23 protein-coding genes are annotated in these 22585 nt (G+C 47.4%); all 23 read right to left on the bottom strand.

Annotated elements, in window-relative coordinates:
- Nucleotides 1–11 precede the first annotated feature (11 nt).
- The 23 genes from JSY36_RS07515 to JSY36_RS07405 all read right to left on the bottom strand — a co-directional run bounded on the left by JSY36_RS07515 (nt 12) and on the right by JSY36_RS07405 (nt 22571).
- Nucleotides 12–491 (bottom strand): NADH-quinone oxidoreductase subunit C, encoded by a 480-nt coding sequence (locus tag JSY36_RS07515; RefSeq protein WP_122899582.1) that lies wholly within the window; start codon nt 489–491, stop codon nt 12–14.
- Nucleotides 488–1015, bottom strand: a complete 528-nt coding sequence (locus JSY36_RS07510) for a NuoB/complex I 20 kDa subunit family protein (RefSeq protein WP_122899584.1) — start codon at nt 1013–1015, stop codon at nt 488–490. Before JSY36_RS07510 ends, JSY36_RS07515 begins: the two co-directional genes overlap by 4 nt.
- Complete coding sequence (locus tag JSY36_RS07505; RefSeq protein WP_122899586.1) at nt 1006–1377, bottom strand: NADH-quinone oxidoreductase subunit A; 372 nt, start codon at nt 1375–1377, stop codon at nt 1006–1008. The genes JSY36_RS07510 and JSY36_RS07505 overlap by 10 nt, the downstream gene beginning before the upstream one ends.
- A gap of 244 nt (nt 1378–1621) precedes the next feature.
- Nucleotides 1622–2764, bottom strand: a complete 1143-nt coding sequence (locus tag JSY36_RS07500; RefSeq protein WP_205165891.1) for a nuclease-related domain-containing protein — start codon at nt 2762–2764, stop codon at nt 1622–1624.
- A 262-nt stretch (nt 2765–3026) separates the two neighbouring features.
- Nucleotides 3027–3428, bottom strand: coding sequence for a F0F1 ATP synthase subunit epsilon (locus tag JSY36_RS07495; protein ID WP_122899590.1), 402 nt, complete (start codon nt 3426–3428; stop codon nt 3027–3029).
- A 146-nt stretch (nt 3429–3574) separates the two neighbouring features.
- Nucleotides 3575–4987 (bottom strand): F0F1 ATP synthase subunit beta, encoded by a 1413-nt coding sequence (atpD, locus tag JSY36_RS07490; RefSeq protein ID WP_122899592.1) that lies wholly within the window; start codon nt 4985–4987, stop codon nt 3575–3577.
- Nucleotides 4988–5025: 38 nt separating this feature from the next.
- The gene (atpG, locus tag JSY36_RS07485) at nt 5026–5898 is read right to left on the bottom strand and encodes an ATP synthase F1 subunit gamma (protein WP_122899594.1); all 873 of its coding nucleotides are present in this window, start codon (nt 5896–5898) and stop codon (nt 5026–5028) included.
- Nucleotides 5899–6089: 191 nt separating this feature from the next.
- Nucleotides 6090–7592 (bottom strand): F0F1 ATP synthase subunit alpha, encoded by a 1503-nt coding sequence (gene atpA / locus JSY36_RS07480; RefSeq protein WP_122899596.1) that lies wholly within the window; start codon nt 7590–7592, stop codon nt 6090–6092.
- Nucleotides 7593–7603: 11 nt separating this feature from the next.
- Nucleotides 7604–8158 carry a F0F1 ATP synthase subunit delta gene (locus tag JSY36_RS07475; protein WP_205165890.1) on the bottom strand — a complete coding sequence of 185 codons (555 nt, stop codon included), beginning with the start codon at nt 8156–8158 and terminating at the stop codon, nt 7604–7606.
- On the bottom strand, nt 8155–8646 hold the full coding sequence (atpF, locus tag JSY36_RS07470; protein ID WP_122899600.1) for a F0F1 ATP synthase subunit B: 492 nt from the start codon (nt 8644–8646) through the stop codon (nt 8155–8157). The genes JSY36_RS07475 and atpF overlap by 4 nt, the downstream gene beginning before the upstream one ends.
- 121 nt (nt 8647–8767) lie before the next feature.
- Complete coding sequence (atpE, locus tag JSY36_RS07465; protein ID WP_122899602.1) at nt 8768–8989, bottom strand: F0F1 ATP synthase subunit C; 222 nt, start codon at nt 8987–8989, stop codon at nt 8768–8770.
- 83 nt (nt 8990–9072) lie between these two features.
- Nucleotides 9073–9798 carry a F0F1 ATP synthase subunit A gene (gene atpB / locus JSY36_RS07460; protein ID WP_122899604.1) on the bottom strand — a complete coding sequence of 242 codons (726 nt, stop codon included), beginning with the start codon at nt 9796–9798 and terminating at the stop codon, nt 9073–9075.
- A 66-nt stretch (nt 9799–9864) separates the two neighbouring features.
- Nucleotides 9865–10230 (bottom strand): ATP synthase subunit I, encoded by a 366-nt coding sequence (locus tag JSY36_RS07455; protein ID WP_205165889.1) that lies wholly within the window; start codon nt 10228–10230, stop codon nt 9865–9867.
- On the bottom strand, nt 10230–10460 hold the full coding sequence (locus JSY36_RS07450; RefSeq protein WP_122899608.1) for an AtpZ/AtpI family protein: 231 nt from the start codon (nt 10458–10460) through the stop codon (nt 10230–10232). The genes JSY36_RS07455 and JSY36_RS07450 overlap by 1 nt, the downstream gene beginning before the upstream one ends.
- A gap of 563 nt (nt 10461–11023) precedes the next feature.
- Nucleotides 11024–13303, bottom strand: coding sequence for a S8 family serine peptidase (locus JSY36_RS07445; protein WP_272873271.1), 2280 nt, complete (start codon nt 13301–13303; stop codon nt 11024–11026).
- 197 nt (nt 13304–13500) lie between these two features.
- Nucleotides 13501–14622 carry a non-hydrolyzing UDP-N-acetylglucosamine 2-epimerase gene (gene wecB, locus JSY36_RS07440; RefSeq protein ID WP_205166072.1) on the bottom strand — a complete coding sequence of 374 codons (1122 nt, stop codon included), beginning with the start codon at nt 14620–14622 and terminating at the stop codon, nt 13501–13503.
- 130 nt (nt 14623–14752) lie between these two features.
- A complete protein-coding gene (gene upp / locus JSY36_RS07435; protein ID WP_122899610.1) occupies nt 14753–15382 on the bottom strand; it encodes a uracil phosphoribosyltransferase in 630 nt (209 codons plus the stop codon).
- A 356-nt stretch (nt 15383–15738) separates the two neighbouring features.
- Nucleotides 15739–16998: a serine hydroxymethyltransferase gene (locus tag JSY36_RS07430; RefSeq protein ID WP_419466031.1), complete on the bottom strand. Its 1260-nt coding sequence runs from the start codon at nt 16996–16998 to the stop codon at nt 15739–15741.
- A 1108-nt stretch (nt 16999–18106) separates the two neighbouring features.
- The gene (locus JSY36_RS07425) at nt 18107–18679 is read right to left on the bottom strand and encodes a TIGR01440 family protein (RefSeq protein WP_205166070.1); all 573 of its coding nucleotides are present in this window, start codon (nt 18677–18679) and stop codon (nt 18107–18109) included.
- A 32-nt stretch (nt 18680–18711) separates the two neighbouring features.
- Nucleotides 18712–19149 carry a ribose 5-phosphate isomerase B gene (gene rpiB / locus JSY36_RS07420; protein ID WP_205165888.1) on the bottom strand — a complete coding sequence of 146 codons (438 nt, stop codon included), beginning with the start codon at nt 19147–19149 and terminating at the stop codon, nt 18712–18714.
- 44 nt (nt 19150–19193) lie between these two features.
- Nucleotides 19194–20486: a methyl-accepting chemotaxis protein gene (locus JSY36_RS07415; RefSeq protein ID WP_419466034.1), complete on the bottom strand. Its 1293-nt coding sequence runs from the start codon at nt 20484–20486 to the stop codon at nt 19194–19196.
- 178 nt (nt 20487–20664) lie between these two features.
- A complete protein-coding gene (locus tag JSY36_RS07410) occupies nt 20665–21330 on the bottom strand; it encodes a low molecular weight protein arginine phosphatase (RefSeq protein WP_205165887.1) in 666 nt (221 codons plus the stop codon).
- Between the two features lie 728 nt (nt 21331–22058).
- Nucleotides 22059–22571: a manganese efflux pump MntP gene (locus JSY36_RS07405; protein ID WP_122900125.1), complete on the bottom strand. Its 513-nt coding sequence runs from the start codon at nt 22569–22571 to the stop codon at nt 22059–22061.
- Between the last annotated feature and the right edge of the window lie 14 nt (nt 22572–22585).

Raw genomic sequence — 22585 nt, 5'->3', positions numbered from 1 at the left:
CTGTTGCCCCCTTAATCCAGTCCCAGTGCTTTTTTGTCTGTAACGTAGTCCTTTCTGAGCGGGTGTCCTTCCCAGTCGTCGTCGAGTAAAATGCGTTTTAAGTTGTAGTGACCGGGGAATTCAATGCCTAAAAGGTCGTACGTTTCCCGTTCGAGCCAGTCTGCCGTTTTCCAGATCGGCTGAACTGACTGCACGCTCGGTGTGTCCCGTGGCGTTTTTACTTTTACATACAGATAATAGTCGTGAGGTATTGAATAGAGATTATAGATAACTTCCATGTGTTCTTCGTAGTCAATTCCTGTGAGGCAGCTGAGAAAATTAAACTTCAGTTCGGGATCGTTGTGAAGCAGCTGTGCTACTTGCGGTGTCCATTGTGAGGTATCAAGGGTGATCATCGGTTTGGAAAAATTCATTGTCGCTTCAAGGACTGAGCCTTCTCCCTGAAGGCCCTCGATCCGCCGGGTAATCGTGTCGAGAAGCTCCTCGCTCATTTTTTGACCACCTGCTTCCCTGCTGCTTCGTCGCGGATTTTTTTCCTGAGCAGCTCGACGCCGTCGAGAAGGGCCGGTGGTGTCGGCGGGCATCCGGGAACATAAACGTCAACGGGGACGATTTTGTCCACGCCGTTCAGAACGCTGTACGCATCTTTGTAAGGGCCGCCGCATGTGGCGCATGAACCCATGGCGATCACCCATTTCGGCTCGGGCATCTGGTCATACAGCTGTCTGAGTACCGGTGCCATTTTAGCAGTCACGGTGCCCGCGACGATCATGAGATCCGCATGGCGCGGGGATGCACGGAAGATAACGCCGAAACGGTCAAAGTCGTAGCGCGCCGCTCCTGTGCCCATCATTTCGATGGCGCAGCAGGCAAGTCCAAATGTGAGGGGCCATAGTGACCGTGTACGGGCCCAGGCTTTTACCTGCTCGACTTTGGTGAAAAATACATTTCTCTTTAGGTCTTCAGCGAGTCTCGGGTCGTATCGTTCTAAGTCTTGAAATCCTTTTAGTTCCATTCAAGCACCTTCTTTTTCCAGGAGTATGCAAGCCCTAAGGCTAAAATGAAGATGAAGATGAGCATGGCATTTAGGCCCACCCAGCCAAGCTGGTCGAGGGTAACGGCCCACGGATATAAGAAAACGGTTTCAACATCAAAAATGATAAATTCGAGTGCAACGATATAGTAAGCGACGTGAAAGCGAACCTGCGCGTCACCCGTTGGTTTTATACCACTTTCATAGGTAACGAGCTTTTCTTCATAAGGATTCTTCGGTCTTACTAGCCTTCCAAAAGTTAAAGCTGCAACCGGCAGCGCCACACCAAGCAGCAAAAAGATCACCACATAAGTGTAATTTTCGTAATAAAGCGCTAAATCCATACTGTCACTCCCCTCCATTCGTCAAGTCTTACTCTCCCAAAGTATACCAAAGCTTGGAATTATCCGTCTATAGTATTCCGAATTATCTGAACTTTAGTCAAGGTTCGTCATCTTTTGCGTTTTTGCGCGGTCTATGATGGTCGGCTGGTCCCTCCTTTTGACAGGTGCGGCTGGGTCTTTTCAAGGCAGTGTGGTTTTAGGTCAGGCAATGTGCAGAGGTTTGCTGCCGCACAGGCCTGACTTTTTAGTGTGCCTCAATAAATGGTATGAGTGGATGGACAGGATTATCAGTGGAAATTTCGAAGTGCTTGGGACGGGTTTTGGATTTTGCTGAGCGGAGCGTAAAAGGGCTTGGGTTGGTAAAGGGTTGGGTTGTGGTTGGTTTGTTCGTGGGGCTGAGCGGCAAGTTATAGGTCGGTGAGGTCGTAGGTGGTGGATTTCTTTGAGCCGGTTGTGGGAGGTTTAAACTTTTTAGCAGGTAATAGGCATCTGCTCGTGAAGATGTATTCGTAAACCAACGGAATTGTTGGTTTGAGATAGTGTGATTGAACAAGTATTTATAGTCTCTCAGAGCCTGAAGCAAGGGTTCCTGAGTTGTAATTGTTTGGCCGCAGACGATACATCTCCATGATTGTCTGCGTTTTTCATTTGAGAAGTTCTCGCATTTTCGGCAGTAAAACCCTGTGTGAAGGTCAGTTAAAGAGATTGCGTATCTACTTAATACATCTTCGCCGGAAGAAACGTCTTCTCTGAGGATGTGCTTGGTGAGTTTATTGAGCTGTAGTTTTTTTAACAGAAGATCGTTGTGTGATTCAATGAGGTTTGAGAATTTGGACGGGAAAAGAGAATTCCTTATGATAGCGGATAGTGATGAGTGTTTTTTACAGTGGTCAGGGACTTCCAGGAGGCAGCGTGGATCAGTAATAATGACCAATGGGGCAATTGAAATGTTGGGGTATTTATTTTTTCGAAGCCAGTGTGCAAGTTTTCGTTTCTGGGTGTTTACCTGGATAACAAAGTCGGGAAGGATTTTTACTATTCCTTGCTTATTTGTCCAGATGACTTGCTGCAGGTCTGGTTCGAAGCGTAGCTTCCCTGAGATATTTTTGATTTCGAGAATTGATATGAGTGTGGGGGATACCAGCAGGAAATCGATTTGGAAGGTTGAAGAACCGTCGTGGAGTTTAATATTGTGGAAGATTTTCCATTGTTCGAGTTCATGGCTGTTGAGATAGTATCCCATGGACTCTTCTCCTTTAAAGCCGCTTCTTTCTGAGTGGTATCTTGCAACGATTTCTTCTTTTTTAGGATGGGAATCGGCTAATCTTCTGCTTAACGATTCGTATTGGAGTAGTTTTGCTGGTTTTTGGATGGGTTTTATGAACATTTAGAGGTAACTTCCTTTCGGGGGAGGTTTTTATGGAGAACTTTTTTGCTTTTATGCAGAGTTTGGGAGGATTTATGGAGAACTTTCAGAGGTTTATGCAGACTTTCGGACGTTTTATGCAGAACTTCTACCCATTTAAAGAGAATTAGTCAAAAATCGCCACGGTTCGACACCCCCCCCTCTCTTCAAAAAACTATCTTACTAAACACCCCCGGCTCAGCGCATTCATCATATGCGGAACCGGGGGTGCTGTACTAAAACATTATTCTCCTGATACTTCCAGGCGGTTGATCGCACGCTTCAGTGCGAGCTCCGCGCGGCGGAAGTCGATGTTGTCCTGCTTGGCAACGTCCAGACGACGCTGGGCACGCTCTTTGGCAGCACGGGCTCTCACGACGTCGATGTCCGTTGGCAATTCGGCTGATTCAGCCAGAATGTTGACTTCATCTCGGCGAACTTCCATGAAGCCGCCGTTTACCGCCACCAGATGGACTTGATTGTCTTGCTTGATTCGGACAGGGCCGATGCGAAGAGGTGTGACGAGGGGAATGTGACCTGGCAAAACACCGAGCTCACCTTCCTCTGCTTTCACACTGACCATATTGGCCTCTGCTTCGAAGACACTGCCATCGGGAGTGACGACATTGACCTGCATCGTCTTCATGGTTTATCCTCCTTCACCGCTTTTACAAGTGACTCCCCAGCCTCATAAAAAGGCGGAGCGGGGTCAGACCCCCGGCGTGGTGGTGCGGCACCGCTTTAACGCAGCGCCGCCCAGCCACCCCCGCCGTCACTCGCAATGCCGGCTTGTTATTCCATTTCCTTCGCTTTTTCAACGACTTCTTCGATGCGTCCGACAAGACGGAAGGCATCCTCTGGAAGGTCGTCGTATTTGCCGTCCAGGATTTCACGGAAGCCGCGGATGGTTTCTTTAACTGGTACGTAAGAACCTTTCTGGCCTGTGAACTGCTCGGCAACGTGGAAGTTCTGGGATAGGAAGAACTGAATACGACGAGCTCGGTGTACGACAAGCTTATCTTCTTCAGAGAGCTCATCCATACCAAGAATGGCGATGATGTCCTGAAGCTCTTTGTATTTTTGAAGCGTCTGCTGAACTTCACGGGATACGTTGTAGTGCTCTTCTCCAACGATCTCAGGGGACAACGCACGGGACGTTGACGCAAGTGGGTCAACGGCCGGGTAGATACCCATCTCCGAAAGTTTACGCTCAAGGTTAGTTGTTGCGTCCAAGTGGGCGAACGTTGTAGCCGGTGCCGGGTCAGTGTAGTCATCGGCAGGTACGTAGATCGCCTGGATGGATGTTACGGAACCTTTTTTCGTAGACGTGATACGCTCCTGAAGCATACCCATCTCCGTTGCAAGTGTAGGCTGGTAACCTACGGCAGACGGCATACGTCCGAGTAAGGCGGATACCTCACCACCGGCTTGCGTAAATCGGAAGATGTTATCAACGAAAAGAAGTACGTCGGCGCCTTTTTCATCACGGAAGTGCTCAGCCATTGTAAGACCGGACAGGGCAACACGCATACGTGCACCAGGCGGCTCGTTCATCTGACCGAATACCATGGATGTTTTCTTGATTACGCCGGAATCCGTCATTTCGTGGTACAAGTCGTTACCTTCACGGGTACGCTCACCAACACCTGCGAAAACGGAAATACCACCGTGCTCCTGTGCGATGTTGTTGATAAGCTCCTGGATAAGTACCGTTTTACCTACACCGGCACCTCCGAAGAGACCGATCTTACCACCCTTGATGTAAGGAGCCAAGAGGTCAACGACTTTGATTCCTGTTTCAAGGATTTCTGTTTCAGTGGAGAGTTCCTCGTACTTCGGTGCTTCGCGGTGAATCGGGTCACGCTGCACACTTTCAGCTACTTCCTCTCCAAGGTCGATCGCTTCCCCAAGAACGTTAAATACACGTCCGAGAGTTGCGTCCCCTACTGGTACTGCGATTGGCTTACCTGTATCGACTACTTCCAGCCCGCGGGTCAATCCGTCAGTGGATCCCATGGCAATCGTACGCACGGAGTCATCACCCAGGTGAAGGGCAACCTCTAACGTTACGTCGACGTCCACTTCACCAGAGGATTGAGCTTTGTGCTGGATTTTAATCGCGTTATAGATCTCAGGTAATTCTCCGCGGTTGAACTTTACGTCTACAACCGGTCCTGTTACTTGAGTGACGCGTCCTTTATTCATCATCTTTCCTCCTCACTTCCTATGAACACGAATGAACGTTATTCGAGAGCTGATGCTCCACCTACAATTTCATTGATCTCCTGCGTAATCGCGGCCTGTCTTGCACGGTTATAGCGCAAGTTCAGCTGGTCAATCATATCAGAAGCATTGTCTGTGGCTGCGCTCATCGCAGTCATACGCGCTCCGAACTCACTGGCTTTACCATCTAATAATGCGCCGAACACCAAGCTTTCTGCGTAGTGTGGAAGAAGCTTTTCAAGAATCGCTTCCTCGTTCGGCTCATATTCATACGTTGGCGTATCACCGCTCGCTTCCTTCTCACTTCCATCAAAGTCCGTAAGAGGAAGGAGCTTTGTTTCAGTGATTTCCTGTGAAATGGCACTCACAAAGTGGTTGTAATGGAGATAAATCTCATCAAACACCTCGTCTGTGAACATCTCAACAGTGGTGGCAGCGATATTTTTAATGTCTGCATAGCTTGGCTGATCGGAAATACTTACAATTTCCTGGTAGATTGGCATGTTACGCTTCTTGAAGAAATCACGTCCGATTTTTCCAATCACGATAATCCCGTATTCATCCTGGGACTTGTGCCGCTCGTTAATCGTATTCATCGTGTGTCTTAACAGACCGCTGTTGTAGGCACCGCAAAGACCGCGATCCGATGTGATGACAAGATAAGCTGTCTTTTTCACTTCGTCACGGGCCTCAAGCATCGGGTGGGATGCCCCGGTTCCTGTAGCGATACTCATAACAACATCACGAATCTTCTGTGTGTATGGCCAAAACGACTGAGCTTTGTTCTGCGCCTTGTTCAGCTTGGCAGCAGAAACCATCTGCATCGCTTTGGTAATCTGTTTCGTCTTTTTTGTAGACGTAATTTTAGACTTTATATCTCTAAGAGAGGCCATCGTACTTCACCACCTTTTTTTCAAAACTCGCTGTCCTCTTTTTCCGGGCAAAAGGGCGTCTGTTCTTTCCGACCCGGCTGTGTGTCATTGACACTGTTACCCTCGTAACCTCACAGCCTGCCGCTTAACGGTCGATCGTCCTTCTCAGGGACGGAGCGGCTGAAATGGAGACAGCCGCTCCCAATCTTTTATTAAGCGTTAAATGTCTTTTTGAAGTCTTCGATCGCTTTTCTGAGATCAGCATCTTCAGGAAGGTTTCCTGTCGTGCGGATGTGATCCAAGAGATCCTTGTTGTTGTGCTCAAGGTAGCTGTACATGTCCGCTTCAAAGCGTTGTACATCCTCAACAGCAACATCATCAAGGAAGCCTTTTGTAAGAGCAAAGAGAATCACAACTTGTTTCTCTACAGCTAATGGCTGGTGAAGGCCTTGTTTAAGAACTTCTACAGTACGGGCACCACGGTTCAGTTTCGCCTGAGTGGATTTATCAAGGTCGGAACCGAACTGGGCGAATGCTTCAAGCTCACGGTAGGACGCTAAGTCAAGACGCAGCGTACCGGCAACTTTCTTCATCGCTTTGATCTGTGCAGATCCCCCTACCCGTGATACGGATAAACCAGCGTCGATCGCCGGACGTACACCGGAGAAGAAAAGGTTGGACTGCAGGAAGATCTGTCCATCTGTAATGGAAATTACGTTTGTTGGAATGTAGGCAGAGATATCTCCGGCCTGTGTTTCGATGAATGGCAGTGCAGTTAAAGAACCGCCGCCTTTTGCATCGGAAAGCTTTGCCGCACGCTCAAGAAGACGGCTGTGCAAGTAGAAAACATCTCCCGGGAATGCTTCACGGCCCGGAGGACGACGAAGCAGAAGGGAAAGCTCACGGTATGCTGCCGCTTGCTTGGAAAGGTCATCGTAGATAACCAATACGTGCTTTCCGTTGTACATGAACTCCTCACCCATTGTTACCCCTGTATAAGGAGCAAGGTAAAGAAGTGGTGCAGGCTTGGACGCACTCGCACTTACAACGATCGTGTAATCAAGGGCACCGTGCTGACGTAGTGTTTCTACTACCCCTGCAACTGTAGATTCCTTTTGACCGATCGCGACGTAAATACAAATCATGTCCTGGTCTGCTTGGTTAATGATTGTATCAATTGCAATTGCTGTTTTACCCGTTTGACGGTCTCCGATTACAAGCTCACGCTGTCCACGGCCGATCGGGATAAGAGAGTCAATTGCTTTAATTCCTGTTTGTAGTGGTTCGTGTACAGATTTACGGTCCATAACCCCTGGTGCCGGGCTTTCGATTGGACGGCGCTTTTCTGACTCGATTTCCCCTTGCCCGTCCAGCGGGTTTCCAAGTGGGTCTACTACGCGTCCCAGAAGGGCTTCCCCTACAGGAACCTCCATGATGCGTCCGGTACGTTTAACCTCGTCACCTTCGTGGATGTCCACGTATGGTCCAAGAATAATAATACCTACTGTATCTTCCTCAAGGTTTTGGGCCATACCCATTGTACCGTTTGAGAATTCCAGAAGCTCACCGGCCATGACATTTTCAAGTCCGTGAGCAACGGCGATCCCGTCACCAACTCGGATTACGGTGCCGACTTCATTTACTTGAATTTCAGACTGGTAATCTTCAATCTGCTTCTTTATCAGAGAGCTGATTTCATCGGCTCTGATGCTCATTTGCTTCACCCCTATCTACTTGCGTTCCCATAAATCATACGCTTATGAATACGTTCAAGCTGACTTGCGACACTTGCGTCAAAGACGCGGTCACCGATTCGGATTTTAAATCCGCCAAGGACGTCAGGATCGTTTACTTCATCAAGAAGAAGCTCCCCAGTGTTCGTCTTCTTCGCGAACGTATCTTTCACCGCTTGTCTTTCTTCTTCGCTAAGCGGCTTTGCTGTATACACAGTGGCTTCAGCAACGCCTCTTGATGCGTAGGAAAGACGCTTATATTCGTCAGCAACAGCCAAAATGATGCTGATGCGCTTCCGGTCAACGAGCAGGAACAGCAGGTTCATCACCGCTCCTGACACCTGTGTACCGAAATGCGTTTTTAACAACGATTTCTTTTCTTCATTCGTGATGCTTGGGTGTCTGAACACTTCGTCAAGAAGGTTCGTCTCTTCAAAAACATCCTTTACTGCCTGCAACTCCTCACCAATGAGCTCGAGCTGGCCGCGCTCCTTGGCAAGATCAAAAAGAGCATTGGCGTAACGAAACGCTAACGGGTCCCGTTTCATACCGTCTGACCCACTTCTTTAAGAGTTTCCTGAATAAGCTTCTCTTGTTCTTTATCATCCAGCTCTTTTTCAATAACCTTCGTTGCAACCAGTACAGACAAGGTCGAAACTTGCTCACGAAGTGCAGAGATCGCTTGTTCTTCTTCTTGCTTAATAGAAGCAAGTGCTTCTTGCAATTTACGTTCAGCCTGCTTTTCAGCATTGGCAATAATGTCTTTTTCCTGACGTTCAGCCTGCTTGCGAGCGTTTTCCACGATTTCCTTCGCTTCTGCTCTCGCAGTTTTGATCGCTTCACGCTGTTCTTCAAGATACTTTTCCGACTCTTCGCGGTTCTTTTCCGCAGTAGAAATCTGTTCTGCTACGTGTTTCTCTCGCTTTTCCATCATGTCCATAATCGGACCGAAAGCATATTTCTTCAAGATGAGCAAGAGAACGACGAAACCTGCGAGCTGGAAGAGAACATCAACGATTGTAAATGGTCCTAACACAGTTCTGCCCCCTTTACTTCAATCATACATAAGGAAAGGCGAAGATGTATGTGATCCAAACGTTCTCCGCCATATAAGTTCTAAATCAGTTCCGGCTTGTCCTATGAGGACGCCGGCGTTATTACATTTGTCCGTATAGCAGGATCGAAATAACGATTGCGATGATCGGAACGGCCTCTACAAGTGGAATACCGATGAACATTACTGTTTGCAGTTGTCCTTTAAGCTCAGGCTGACGAGTGATTCCTTCCAACGTTCCCTTTACAACAATTGCAACTCCAAGTGCACCCGCAAGTGCTGCAAGACCTGCAACAATACCTACTCCAATAGCGATAGTACCCATTAAAAAAATCCTCCTTTGAATTCTGAAAAAAGTTTTATACTTACGCTCTACCATGAATTTGTTAGAGCTGTTGGTACCAAAAATTAATGTTCTTCATTTACTTTGTGACTCATGTACACCATCGTTAACATACAGAAGATGAATGCCTGGAGTGAACCGATAAACAGTCCGAATGCCTGCCAGACTACGAGTGGTGCGAATGCGAGAATCCCCCAAAGGACTCCGGAGGTTCCAAGACCTACAATCATGATCATGAGTATCTCTTTTGCAAATACGTTACCAAACAAACGCATTCCAAGTGTAAGAGTGTTGGCAATCTCCTCAATGATCTTGAATGGGAATAAGAAGAATACAGGTCGGAAATAGTCTTTCGTGTATTCTTTCGGCCCCTTCATCTTAACGCCATAGAAATGTGTGAGTAACACGATCATGGCTGCCAATGTCAATGTCAGATAGGCATTGGATGTCGGTGACTTCCACCACACATAGTGTCCAGGCTCCGTTACGATCTCAAAAGGCAGACCGAGCATATTTGCCGTAAACACATAAAGGATAATGGTAATACCGAGCATGATAAAGTTCTTCCCTTTTTCCCAGGCCATGTTTGCGCTGATAATGTTCTTAACAAACTGCACAAGGTATTCGAGGGCGTTCTGGGCACCTGTCGGATACATCTTAATGGTTCTGGACATGAAGAAACAGACCAGGAAGATGATAAGAAGCGTTGCCGTGACGGTAATCATGTTCGTTACGTTCATGGCAAGCCAGGAAATCCCAAAGAGTTCAATCACTAGCTCTTGATGTTCCAATTACTTTCACCTCTTTTCTCGCTTCTGCAACGGCTAAGTTTGTTCAACGAAGTACAAACACCGTCGTCACTGTAAACGCTTAATATGAAAAATAGGTTCTATCATGATGATGGCATAGGTACTCATAAGTCCTATGATCGCACCAGCAAGATTAAAAAAATCCGGAAAGTTCACGGTGACCAGAATACAGGCAACTGCCGTCACGATCCTGCTTGCCGTTCCAAAGGCAAACTTGGTTCTCCCAAGTACCGCGTTACTTACTCGTTTTACTTGTACATAGGTGGTGAGCAGATTCAAAAGACTGAATGCTGTACCGAGTATGAGACCGAAAAACACGGTTTCATAGGGTGTGACCACCGCCAGCAAGGCATATAAACCAATGAGGACGAATGCATAAAGCGATATTCGTCTTGCTGTACTGCGAAACTCCATTACATATCGTCTCCCATAAACCTCTTGAGTACCTGGTAAATCCCGTACACACCTGCTCCAAGCCCGATAACAAACCCGAGCGCCAGAAGCAGCCCCCCTGTCTCATAGTGCTGGTCAAGCCATCTCCCGCCGAGCACACCGACAAGAATGGCACCAATGAGGTAGGAAGTGATCGTGGATACTAACGCCATCTTCCGCATCAAAGATTTGAACTGCGGTTCGTCAGCCATCTTCTTCCTCCGATCTGCGACGTCGTTAAACAGTTGTTTGAACGATTCAAAAAGCACGTCGAAATATCAGACTTTTTAGAATCCTTATGCCGGATAACAAGCTCCGCCCGGCCGACTGAAAACGATGACACAATTATGTACAAAGGTGGTAAATCCCCCTTGTAATCGTATAATAGAGCCCCTCTTGTGTCAATCGAAACCGGGGAAAAACACATGGAAGTTTTTCGCACAAGGAAAAGCGCTTTCATGAATCCTCATTAAGTTAGTGGGAATTAAAAAAATGACACAGTTCATATTATACATAATTTTAATTTCTTTGCGTGACGATTCACAAAGAAAATAAATGTTCTAATTTTCAGTAAATTAAAGCTGGTCGTTTATTTAATAAAAGCAATAAAACCGGCGATATTTGGGTCGCCGGTTTTTTGATTCTTCCGATACGGGGCGTTATTCTTCCGGTAACCGGATTTATTCTGTCGATAATCGGCTTTATTCTGCCGATAACCGAATTTATTCTATCGAAAATCGAATTTATTCTGCCGAAACGCCTCTTTTTTCTGCCATTACCGGCTGGAAGACGGTCCCAGGTACTGGCCGATAATAATATCACGCTCGATCGTATCTTCCTTCCCGTCCTGCCTTGCAAAAATCAGTGCTTTATAAACACCGGGCTCCACACCTTGGATCTCAAGCTTTTCTTCAAGCATCCCCCGGTCTACATCCTTTTTAGCCTCGATATACTTCACGAACTGGAACGTATCCGGATCGTATAAAACAATCCCGAACTCCTCCGCGCCCCCCGGAAGGTATACTTCGTACTGATACACATCTTCCTCCGTTGTATGCTCAAGCATAAAGGCCATCACCCGCGGGTAATCAGGCTCTTCCACAAAAAAGAGGTACGGTACGTTAATGATCTCGTCTTTACTCTTCACCTCAATGATCCCGTTGTACATTCCTCCTTCGAATACAGAAGGAAGAACGTCCATAATAATCGGCACTTCTCTTTTTTCACCGGGATTCAGGTAAAACGAAAACGGTACTTTCCACTGAATACCATCAGGCACTTCAAACGGTGGATCCACCGTGTACCGCTTTCTCTCATCCGATTGATTGTCCACGGTAATTTTGACCTGCTTCTCAATCCGCGTATCATCCCGGAGCCACTTCCCAAAGCTGACTGCCCCCGGGTACACCAAGGTTTCAACCTTTAATGCACGACTCAGGTCCACCCTCCCCGTTCCTTGAACATGGGGCGGATACACATTTCCGTCACGGTCAGAGATCAGCTTGGCCGAATTCATCAGCGCTGCTTTCACTTGATCAGGCGTCCAGTCGGGATGCTTTTGCAAAACAAGTGCTGCGGCACCGGCGATGTGAGGGGCTGCCATACTCGTTCCGTTCATATCCAGGTACCCTTTAGGAACGGTACTGTCAATGGCCACACCCGGTGCTACGAGATCCGGCTTTACATCCCACGAATAGGTTACCGGCCCCCTTGAGCTGAATGGGGCGATAAAGTCTTCCTCTTCATGATAAACCGTTCGGATCCGGGAATGATTCGTCTTTGAAAGCTCACTCAAAAGTGCTTCACCATCTTCTTTTGACATACTCACCACAGGGAGATCTACAATTTCTTCAAGCGTCCCGGCAAATTCCCCGTCGTGATTGTTGTATACGATTAACCCTTTCGCACCAGCCTGTTTCGCAGCCTTTGCTTTAACGGTAAACGTCACGATACCCCGTTCAACGATGGCGATTTTTCCTTTTACGTCAGTGGTATCAAAGTCTTCTTTCCGGCCAAGACCCGCATAGACAATTTCATCTTCCCTCTTCTGGTCCCAAGGTTTCGCCCGTATCATCGGCGTGATCGCCCATTCCTGTTCTTCGTTCCGGTCAAGAACAAGGTAGGGAATTCTGAGGGGCGGTGTTGAAGCCCCTACTGAAATGGCTTTTGATGATGTCCCCGGTGAACCGACTGTCCAGAGGTTCGGGCCGCTGTTTCCGTTCGATGTTACCGCCACAACCCCTGCTTCTACAGCTTTATCCAGGGCTACGCTTGTGGGCCAGTCCGGTCCGTTTACTGTGTTGCCCAAAGACAGGTTGATCACATCCACCTTGTCTTCTACCGCCTTTTCAATGGCAGCGATCACCTGCTCAGTGGTTCCTATTCCTGTCGGACCGAGTGCCCGGTACCCGTAAATTTCAGCGTCAGGGGCTACGCCGTGCATTCTGCCGTCTGCTGCAATAATCCCTGCAACGTGCGTACCGTGAAGGGTCGGCACACCTTCTTCTTTCGTCGTTTCCATCGGATCATCATCTTCATCCACCACGTCATATCCGCCCCGGTAGTTTTTCTTTAGGTCGGGGTGATGATAATCAATGCCCGTATCAATTACTCCTATCTTTATCCCTTCCCCTGTAAGGCGGTCGCCGTCTTCATCGAGCATACTTCGAATTTCGTTTCCACCGATAAACGGAATGCTCTCATCCATGGACGGCTCGTACATGGCAACAGGATCAATTCGCTTAACCCCTTTGATTGTCTGAAGCTGCTCTATATCTTTTTGTTTGATTTCAAGTGAAAAACCATTAAATAACGTCAGAAATGTCCGGCGCACCTGAGTGTCAGGGAGCTGCTCCTGTACCCGTGCCATCGCTTCAACCGGATCATCGTCAGCTTCCACAATCACAATCTGCATTTGTTCCGGATCTATTTCCGGCAGGGGCGGCCGTTCAGGATACAATCCGCCGCTTTCTTCTGCCAACCCCTGATAAGGTGAAAACAACATCGTCACTACCATCGCTGCCGCCAGCATTCCCCACACACGCCTCATCATCATCTACAGACCTCCCGGAGCTGAGTATTATTTTTATAGCATGCGTGACTCTGTCCCATTTCATGTATAAATTCGCACCGGGGTCTGTCCCCGCACAATTTTGTGTAAGATTGTGGAATTGGGAGGATTTTGCGAAGAGAGTATCCGGACGACAAAAAACCTTACCTGCATTGTAAACGAGGCAAGGTTTTTACATTCATTTACGGCCGGAACGACTCCGGGCGGTCTTCCCGCAAACCATAGTAGTAACGGATGGCTTCAACGATGCGTTTGGACGCCTGGCCGTCTCCGTATGGATTCGATGCCCGGGACATCTCTTTATAGACATCTTTATCATCGAGCAAAGTTTTCGCAAGACTGTAGATATTTTCTTCGTCAGTTCCGGCAAGCTTCAACGTACCTGCTTCGATCCCTTCAGGCCTTTCAGTAGTGTCACGAAGCACAAGTACCGGAACACCGAGAGAAGGAGCTTCTTCCTGAACACCGCCGGAATCCGTCAGAATCAAATGAGCCCGGGATGCAAAGTTATGAAAATCCCGGACACCGAGCGGTTCAATCAGATGAACACGAGGATCGTTTCCAAGCACCTCATCAGCCGCTTCACGGACAAGAGGATTCAGGTGAACAGGATAAACTACCTGCACATCAGCATGTTCTTCAACGAGACGCTTGATCGCCCTGAACATATTGCGCATCGGTTCACCAAGGTTTTCACGGCGGTGAGCGGTGAGCAGAATAAGACGATCATCCCCCAGTTTTCCAAGAACCTCATGATCGTAATTTTCATCCACCGTTGTTTTCAAAGCATCTATCGCCGTGTTTCCCGTAATAAAAATCCCGTTATCCTTTTTCCCCTCACCAAGAAGGTTCTCCGCTGCTTTTTCCGTAGGAGCAAAGTGCAAATCACTGATAACACCTGTCAACTGTCGGTTCATTTCTTCCGGAAACGGTGAGTATTTATTCCACGTACGAAGACCTGCTTCCACATGACCAACGTCAATCTGATTATAAAAAGCAGCCAGACTCGCAACAAAGGTCGTCGTCGTATCTCCGTGTACGAGAACAATATCCGGCTTGACCCGCTTCATGACCTCATCAAGACCTTCAAGGGCTCTCGTTGTTACATCCGTCAGGGTCTGGCGCGCCTGCATGATGTTTAAATCCTCATCCGGGTTTACCCCGAAAATATCCAGTACCTGATCAAGCATCTCCCTGTGCTGACCGGTTACGGCAACAACCGATTCAATTTCTTCGTGTTTTTCAAGCTCAAGCACAAGGGGGCACATTTTAATTGCTTCCGGTCTTGTACCGAAAATCGTCATCACTTTTTTTCGTTTATTCACAATCCACACCCCAAAAAGTCCGATTTCTTATCCACACCGGTTTCCGTTAATCCCATCCCTTTAAAAAAAGAAGAGAGACCTGCATCTCTCTTCCCACACTTCTTTATTATTACTTCGTCCCGAACAAACGGTCTCCGGCGTCACCAAGACCCGGTACGATGTAGCCTTTTTCGTTTAATTTATCATCCATTGCAGCAAGATAGATATCCACATCCGGGTGTTCTTCCTGAAGAATTTCCACACCCTCCGGCGCTGCTACCAGACACATTAATTTAATGTTATTTGCTCCGCGCTTTTTAAGAGAGTTAATCGCTTCCACCGCAGAACCGCCCGTAGCAAGCATCGGATCGATCACAATAAATTCTCTTTCTTCCACGTCATTCGGCAGCTTCACGTAATACTCAACCGGCTTTAACGTTTCAGGATCACGATATAAACCGACATGTCCCACTTTTGCAGCGGGAATCAGCTTCAAAATACCGTCAACCATACCAAGACCGGCACGGAGAATCGGCACCAGACCGAGCTTTTTACCCGCAATCGTCTTACTCGTCGCCGGACCTACCGGTGTTTCAATTTCCACTTCCTGAAGCGGAAGTTCACGCGTAATTTCAAACGCCATCAGGCTTGCAACTTCATCCACAAGCTCACGAAACTCTTTCGTACCTGTATTTTTATCGCGAATATACGTCAGCTTGTGCTGAATTAACGGATGATCAAAGACATACACCTTACTCATGGTTTATATCGCTCCTTTAGACTCAAAGATTAGTTCGGGACGTGATCTCTATTATACCCTTTGAAGATTCTACATAAAAACATGGACTGATTCAAGCCAATTCCATAAAGTTATTCATTGTAAATGAAGGCAGCGCTCCCGATGTCGGAAAAGTTATGCACACAGTTATGCCCATTTATCCACAATCAAAGATGTTTGTCCACAAAAATAGTGCAACTTATTCACAACTGTAGATAAATACACACAAACCCTGGTTTTTTATTAACAAAATGTTTTGGGTTATCCACACCCTTATCTTTTTTATCCACAAAAATGTCCCGGATTTCTAAATGAATCATCCGGGACATCGCAACTTCTTATTTATACATCGGGAAACGGGAAGTCAGTTCGGCGACCTGATTACGGGCTGCTTCAAGAACCTCGTCTTTATCAGGGGATTTCAATACAGTTGCCATGATTTTGCCGATTTCCTTCATTTCATCCACACCGAATCCGCGGGACGTAACCGCAGCAGTACCGATGCGGAGACCGCTTGTAACAAACGGACTTTCCGGGTCAAACGGAATGGTGTTTTTGTTCGTCGTAATACGAACTTCATCCAGAGCTTCTTCTGCAATTTTACCCGTAATTCCTAATTTACGGAGATCAAGAAGGACAAGGTGGTTATCCGTACCGCGAGACACAAGATCAATTCCTTGCTCTGTTAAGGATTCTGCCAGAGCAGCCGCATTATCAACAACCTGCTTGGCGTAACCTGTGAATTCATCTCCAAGAGCCTCGCCAAGAGCAACTGCTTTGGCAGCAATAACGTGCATGAGAGGTCCGCCTTGAAGACCAGGGAAGATCGCTTTATCAATTTTCTTTCCGAATTCTTCTTTACAAAGAATCATACCGCCACGTGGACCGCGAAGGGTTTTGTGCGTTGTTGTCGTCACAAAGTCTGCGTGAGGAACCGGGTTCTGATGAAGACCGGCAGCAACAAGTCCTGCAATGTGCGCCATATCAACCATCAGCAGTGCATCCACTTCGTCTGCAATTTCGCGGAACTTGGCAAAGTCAATTTTACGCGGGTAGGCACTTGCACCGGCAACGATCATTTTCGGACGGTGTTCTTTGGCTTGTGCCAGGACATCATCGTAATCGATAACCTGGTTTTCTTTGTCCACTCCATATTCCACGAAGTTATACTGCTTTCCGCTGAAGTTAACAGGGCTTCCATGAGTTAAGTGACCACCGTGGCTTAAGTTCATGCCAAGAACCGTATCACCGTGATCAAGAACTGTGTAATAGACAGCCATATTCGCCTGCGCACCTGAGTGAGGCTGAACGTTCACATGTTCCGCACCGAACAAACGCTTTGCACGCTCGCGGGCAATGTCTTCTACAACGTCCACATGTTCGCAGCCGCCATAATAGCGCTTGGAAGGATAGCCTTCTGCGTATTTATTCGTCAACACAGAACCTTGTGCTTCCATTACCGCTTCAGACACAAAGTTCTCTGATGCAATCAATTCGATATTGTCACGCTGGCGTTTCAATTCCTTGTCCATTGCCTGAAAAACATCATTGTCCTGCTTTTTTACATGAGCCAATCGTTCCTGGTTCAACGTTTCCATTTCGTTCGCCTCCTCAAGTAATCCCGTTCATGTTGTTTTCATAACATTAACAGTATAACGCATATCCACCGGCAATTTCATCTGTTTATTTGATGCTTCACAATATTCTAGTATTACCCATAAGTAAATGATCTAGATGCTGTCGCTATGTACACGGCTTCCCGGCGGGGGCCGGTTTTCCTACTTGCCCTAACGTGAGGCTACTGAAGAAGTAGATTTTTTTAACTAAACTCAGAGAAGTCAGATGTAAATTTCCGCTCATTGCGCTCCCTTTCCGCGGGCGGTTCGGGAGCCTCCTCAGCGCTCCGCGCTTGCGGGGTCTCCCCGGAACTCGCTCCTCCCGCAGGAGTGTCGCGCATTCGCTCCAATCAACGATCTTTTATAAAGGACAATGACCTTTGATAAAAAAATTGGACATGGTTCCAGCATCCTAGCTTATCGTTCCCAACAGAAACTTGGCTGCTTACACAGAGCAGCAGAAAAGTAATGCCTCCGGGTTCCTCTTCCTTACACCTCTTTACCTATACGGTTAAGAGAATACTCAGAGAAGAGGAGTTGGAGTGCTTTTTTCTTCGAGTTCCGTTATCCCCATTTAACCTTTGTAAAAGGAGGATACTCGCATATAGAAATCTGTAAGCTGCTTCATGTTTAAAAGCAATCAAATAAGAATGTAAAAGAGGATGCATCCGGAATGTTCGAGACTCCTGCGGAAGCAGGTGGCAGGGTGAGACCCCGGAGTGCGGAGGAGGCCACTGAAAAAGTACAAAACAACTTTTTCACTGCCTTTTATTTAAATGGCAATGGCTCCATCGGTTGCTCGCCTATTACGAGAAACCCACTCATAACAGGCTTTCAAAACATGCAACCGTTCCGCTCATTGCTTAGAAGGCACTTAAAAAAGTTAAAGGCCAAACTTTTTCAGTGCCTTCGCGGAGCACCCGGAGGCTCACCGGCGCCCCCGCGGAAAGCGAAGGGCATTCCGGCTGCATCCTGACTTCTTCTGCTTCAAGAATTCCTTTAATTCGATGGGCTATAGGGACAGACCTCTGGTTTTACGGATCCCTGTAACGTAGAGAAAACCCCGCCGGGTGGCGGGGTTTTCTCTACGTTAATCACATGTGGATGGTGGTTCTGTTGTGTCGATCGTGTAGACGGCCCGTTCGCCTCCGATGAGTTTCGGCCGTGTTCGTGCGAGGGTCAGGTGGGCGCTTCCGATGGACTTAATCCGGCTGCGGACAGGAACAGCAACCTGCTTTAGATGCATACCGATTAACGTATCTCCAATATCGATGCCTGCATGTGCTTTTATTGTTTCCACCACAACAGGACTGTTCATCTGGCGGTAGGCATAAGACGCCATCGATCCCCCTGCCCGTGGCATAGGAATCGCTGATACATGATCTTCCATCCTCCAGTAATCTGCTGTGTTTCCTTCGATCACAAGCGCTCTGTTCAAGTGTTCGCAGCATTGAAAGGCAAGATGAACGCCGGTTTTTATCCTGAACGATTCAAGGGCTCTCCATAACGCTTCTGCAATATCCATGGAACCGGCTTTCCCGATATGCTCTCCTTTTACTTCGCTCGTACTTGTACCTACAACAAGAATCTGCCCTTCCCTAAGCTTCGCAGCTTCGTTCAGGTCAACAAGCGCGGCTTCGAGGTCTTCGGTTAACTGGGTCAGGTGATCAGACACACTTATCAGCTCCTTACCGACTACCCTTCGTAGTCAGAGATTTTTTCAAGACGGCGATCATGGCGTCCGCCTTCATACTCTGTAGTAAGCCACACTTTCGCAATTTCACGTGCAAGGCCAGGTCCGATTACACGCTCCCCCATCGCAAGGACGTTTGAATCGTTATGTTCCCGGGTTGCCTTTGCACTGAAAAGGTCGTGCACCAGCGCACAGCGGATTCCTTTTACTTTATTGGCCGCAATGGACATGCCGATCCCTGTTCCGCAGATGACAATTCCGCGGTCTGCTTCGTTATTTGCCACTTTCTCTGCAACTGGAATTCCGTAGTCCGGATAGTCGACAGAGTCACTGCACTCACAGCCTACATCGTCATAGGAAATGTTAAGCTCGTCCATTAATGATTTAATTTCTTCTTTTAAATTTCTTCCACCGTGATCTGAACCGATTGCTACTTTCATCTCGTTGTCCTCCTTAGGTTTTAGGGGCACGCTCTTAACAGCCCCTACACGTGAAATTTCTGTATCACTTTTTTCAGATTGCCCGCTTCTTCAGACAGAATTTCAGAAGCTGCCGCAATCTCCTCCATAACTGCCGACTGTTCCTGGGTGGCGGAGCTTACTTCCACTGCCCCGGCGGACGTCTCCTGTGCTATGGCTGCCACTTCCTCAGACTGGCTGGCGGACGCTTCAACGGACTTCATCTGTTTTTCAACGAGTATGGAAATCTCAGCTACTGATTTCGCCACTTCCGTAACAGACTCTCCCATATCCGCTATTGCTTCGTTCGTGGCAGATCCTTTATCCGCTTCTTTTTTTGCCACCTGAACCTGATCGGTAATCTGCCCTACCACGTTGGTGACTTCTGATTGGATACTCTTAATGAGAGAGGAAATTCCCTGTACAGCTTTCCCGCTTTCATCAGCTAATTTTCTCACTTCTTCTGCCACTACGGCAAATCCTCTGCCCTGTTCTCCGGCTCTTGCCGCTTCGATGGATGCATTCAAAGCAAGAAGATTCGTCTGTCCGGCAATATCCCCGACAAGAGAAATAATCTCTTCAACTTCCTTCGCATTTTTTTCCAACCGGTGAACAGCAGTCAGAGACGTTTCGTTATCCTTTGCAAGTTGCTGAATTCCCTCCACGAGAGAAGTAATGACTTCTTTACTCTCAGCAAGCGTCTCTACCATATCTTCGCTCAGGCGGTTTGAAGTCTGGGCGTGATTTTGCACCTGTGTGGCAATCTGCATCACATCTTCAACCGATTCTGCGGTTTCCTGAATGGAAGCCGCTGAGTTTTCAGCTCCCTGTGAGATTTCGTCTACAGTCCGGCTGATGTTATCTGCCTGCTCAGCCGCAGCCAGGGAGGCACCGTTAATCTCGGCCACGCGCTCATTTGTACTCATAAAATTGCGGTCGATATCCTGAACCATGGAGCGGAGGTTGTCCACCATGTTGTTATAAGCCAATGCCAAGCCGCGCAGCTCATCGTCTGACTTCGAAACTTCCACGTGTTCTGAAATATCCCCGGAAGCCACCTTCCCGGCGGCCTTCTCCAGTCTGTGAAGAGGCTTAGCGATGACAGTTGCCCCGATAAAGCCCAATACCCCGCACCACATGACTCCAAGCACTAAGGTGATGACGGTAAAGATATTCTCGTTAACCCCGAGTAAACCGCCAAGATAATCACTTAAAAAGAAGATAAAAAACGCGCTCGTAGCATAAGTGATGACAGCTACCGAACAAATTCCAAGAACCATTTTCTTTCTGATACTGAACCGGTATGACGATGATTGCAGTTTGGACAACGCTTACTCCCCCTGGTTAGAGAGGCCTCTGAAAAAGTACAAAACAACTTTTTCAGTGCCTTTTATTAGAATTGCAATGGGTCCACTCGGTTGCGCGCCTGGGACGAAAAACCCACTCGTACCAGGCTTTTAAGAAATACAACCGTTACGCTCATTGCCTTAGAAGCTTTTATTCTTTATCTCTTTTAAGCTTGGCAACAAGTTTATCTATGGCTTGTTCTATTTCAATGAGTGTTTGTTTGTATGTGTGTTTGTCTCCACCAAAGGGGTCGGCAATATCCATGGAAGGAAAATCTTTAATCAGTTCATCGATCGCTTCCTGATGAGGTTTAATCTCGGCCAGCAGCGCTTCTTCAAGTTCCTGTTGTTTGGACCTATCATTATTTTTAAGAAAGTCATCCACTTTACTCTGGTTTTCTGCTATAAACTGCGCCCTCTTGATTTCAAGCTGGGCCGCTTCTTGATCAATCTTCTTTTTCTTTTCTCGGTGTTCTTTTGTATCATGGACAAACTCATTCAATGTGAACACATTGTTCTGGTCTTTATGAAAATGTTCGATTATTCTTCGCTTGTGTTCCTGAGTCATTGTCAATACCACATCCGCCCACTCCAGGAGGTCCTTATCCAGAGACCTGGATTGATGTGAATGCTCTATTCCTTTATCCTCAAGAACAGCTTTTGACCCTTCTGAGATCGGTACGCCGTCCATGGCATGGATTCCTGCAGAACGGGCTTCATACTGTTCCGGGAAGCTCTTTGTCTTCTCAATGAACACCTTTTCGGCCAGTGGGCTCCGGCACGTATTGCCTGTGCAGACAAACAGTACTTTTTTCATTGCTGCCGCTTCCTCCTTGTGAGTAAAAATTCAAACTTACTCCTATTCGTTACCTCTTTTACTTTTTTTCACACTTATATTTTACCATACCGGTCCTTTGTAACCGGTAACGGAAGATGATTTCAGAAAATAGTCCTATACCGGATTCAGCAGTGCCCCCTCCTTTCACTAAGCACCTTTATCCTTACTCTTTCAACAGATCAAAAAAGGCACGGAAACCGCGTCCCCTGCCTTCACACTCACATACTTTAAAAGTTACTCTGTTAAACTCATGTGAATTACGCTCATTGCACTTTCCGCTGGCGGCTCGGGAGCCTCCTCACACTTCGAGAGGTCACTGAAAAAATCCATTTTGTTTAAAATAGGCTCAGTAAAGTCAGGTGTTGATTTCCGCTCATTGCAGCGGGGGCGCCGGTGAAAGGATGAACCCCTGCTTCTTCCTCTGCCAGCTACTCTACGAAGCTTTCTGCGTCGAAGCAACTCGCAGCATATTCGTGGTGTAACCGCTCGCTGCTCCCGCAGGAGTGTCGCGCATTCGCTCCAATCAACACTTTTTATAAAACGACAAAGACATTTAGCACATCAAAAACTTTTATATGGGCTGCAATTAGAGCCCTAAATGGTGACACAATTATCGGAATTGGACTTTTCGGCTCAAGTCTGCAAAATGGAGCGTATTCCATTCATAGAAGCTGAATTCAATTCTTTTTCAGGGTAAACCAAACAACTTATACAAACAAAATCTTAACACCGAACCCCACCAAAATGAGGCCTCCCAACATTTCGCTGTATCCTCCGAGGAGTCCTTCGACTTTTCTTCCAAGAAGCAGTCCCGCACACGTTAAAAAAGCGCTCATGATGCCAAAGGATACAAGAGTCAGTAACGTTTTCGCCCCGAGCATCCCCAGGCTCAACCCGACGGAAAAGCTGTCGATACTCACGCCCACAGCGAACAAAATGAGTCCTAATCCCACCGGCTGCAGAAAGCTTTTTGTATCTTTCGAAAAAGAAGAAAAAATCATCTGCAGGCCTAATATAATCAGCACGATTGCTCCAAGAAGATACGCAAACACACCCACGTACTGAGAAACGATCTTGCCTAAAATCATACCTAAAAGCGGCATGGCCACATGAAACAGGCCAACCGTCGTTCCGATCATCCCGATTTGGCGCAGACGGAGACCGATCATCCCCATCCCCACGGAGATGGAGAACGCGTCCATACTCAAAGCAAAAGCCATTATCCCTATCGTTA

The organism is Alteribacter salitolerans, assembly GCF_016901055.1.
Taxonomy (GTDB): domain Bacteria; phylum Bacillota; class Bacilli; order Bacillales; family Salisediminibacteriaceae; genus Alteribacter; species Alteribacter keqinensis.
Note: the sequence above shows the minus strand (reverse complement) of the source record. Positions and strands in the feature narration are given on the sequence as shown.

Excerpts from the sequence above, each read along its gene's own strand:
- JSY36_RS07515 (WP_122899582.1), bottom strand. The coding sequence starts at position 491 with ATGAGCGAGGAGCTTCTCGACACGATTACCCGGCGGATCGAGGGCCTT.
- JSY36_RS07510 (WP_122899584.1), bottom strand. The coding sequence starts at position 1,015 with ATGGAACTAAAAGGATTTCAAGACTTAGAACGATACGACCCGAGACTC.
- JSY36_RS07505 (WP_122899586.1), bottom strand. The coding sequence starts at position 1,377 with ATGGATTTAGCGCTTTATTACGAAAATTACACTTATGTGGTGATCTTT.
- JSY36_RS07500 (WP_205165891.1), bottom strand. The coding sequence starts at position 2,764 with ATGTTCATAAAACCCATCCAAAAACCAGCAAAACTACTCCAATACGAA.
- JSY36_RS07495 (WP_122899590.1), bottom strand. The coding sequence starts at position 3,428 with ATGAAGACGATGCAGGTCAATGTCGTCACTCCCGATGGCAGTGTCTTC.
- atpD (WP_122899592.1), bottom strand. The coding sequence starts at position 4,987 with ATGAATAAAGGACGCGTCACTCAAGTAACAGGACCGGTTGTAGACGTA.
- atpG (WP_122899594.1), bottom strand. The coding sequence starts at position 5,898 with ATGGCCTCTCTTAGAGATATAAAGTCTAAAATTACGTCTACAAAAAAG.
- atpA (WP_122899596.1), bottom strand. The coding sequence starts at position 7,592 with ATGAGCATCAGAGCCGATGAAATCAGCTCTCTGATAAAGAAGCAGATT.
- JSY36_RS07475 (WP_205165890.1), bottom strand. The coding sequence starts at position 8,158 with ATGAAACGGGACCCGTTAGCGTTTCGTTACGCCAATGCTCTTTTTGAT.
- atpE (WP_122899602.1), bottom strand. The coding sequence starts at position 8,989 with ATGGGTACTATCGCTATTGGAGTAGGTATTGTTGCAGGTCTTGCAGCA.
- JSY36_RS07455 (WP_205165889.1), bottom strand. The coding sequence starts at position 10,230 with ATGGAGTTTCGCAGTACAGCAAGACGAATATCGCTTTATGCATTCGTC.
- JSY36_RS07450 (WP_122899608.1), bottom strand. The coding sequence starts at position 10,460 with ATGGCTGACGAACCGCAGTTCAAATCTTTGATGCGGAAGATGGCGTTA.
- JSY36_RS07445 (WP_272873271.1), bottom strand. The coding sequence starts at position 13,303 with ATGATGATGAGGCGTGTGTGGGGAATGCTGGCGGCAGCGATGGTAGTG.
- wecB (WP_205166072.1), bottom strand. The coding sequence starts at position 14,622 with ATGACGATTTTCGGTACAAGACCGGAAGCAATTAAAATGTGCCCCCTT.
- upp (WP_122899610.1), bottom strand. The coding sequence starts at position 15,382 with ATGAGTAAGGTGTATGTCTTTGATCATCCGTTAATTCAGCACAAGCTG.
- JSY36_RS07430 (WP_419466031.1), bottom strand. The coding sequence starts at position 16,998 with ATGGAAACGTTGAACCAGGAACGATTGGCTCATGTAAAAAAGCAGGAC.
- rpiB (WP_205165888.1), bottom strand. The coding sequence starts at position 19,149 with ATGAAAGTAGCAATCGGTTCAGATCACGGTGGAAGAAATTTAAAAGAA.
- JSY36_RS07410 (WP_205165887.1), bottom strand. The coding sequence starts at position 21,330 with ATGAAAAAAGTACTGTTTGTCTGCACAGGCAATACGTGCCGGAGCCCA.
- JSY36_RS07405 (WP_122900125.1), bottom strand. The coding sequence starts at position 22,571 with ATGGCTTTTGCTTTGAGTATGGACGCGTTCTCCATCTCCGTGGGGATG.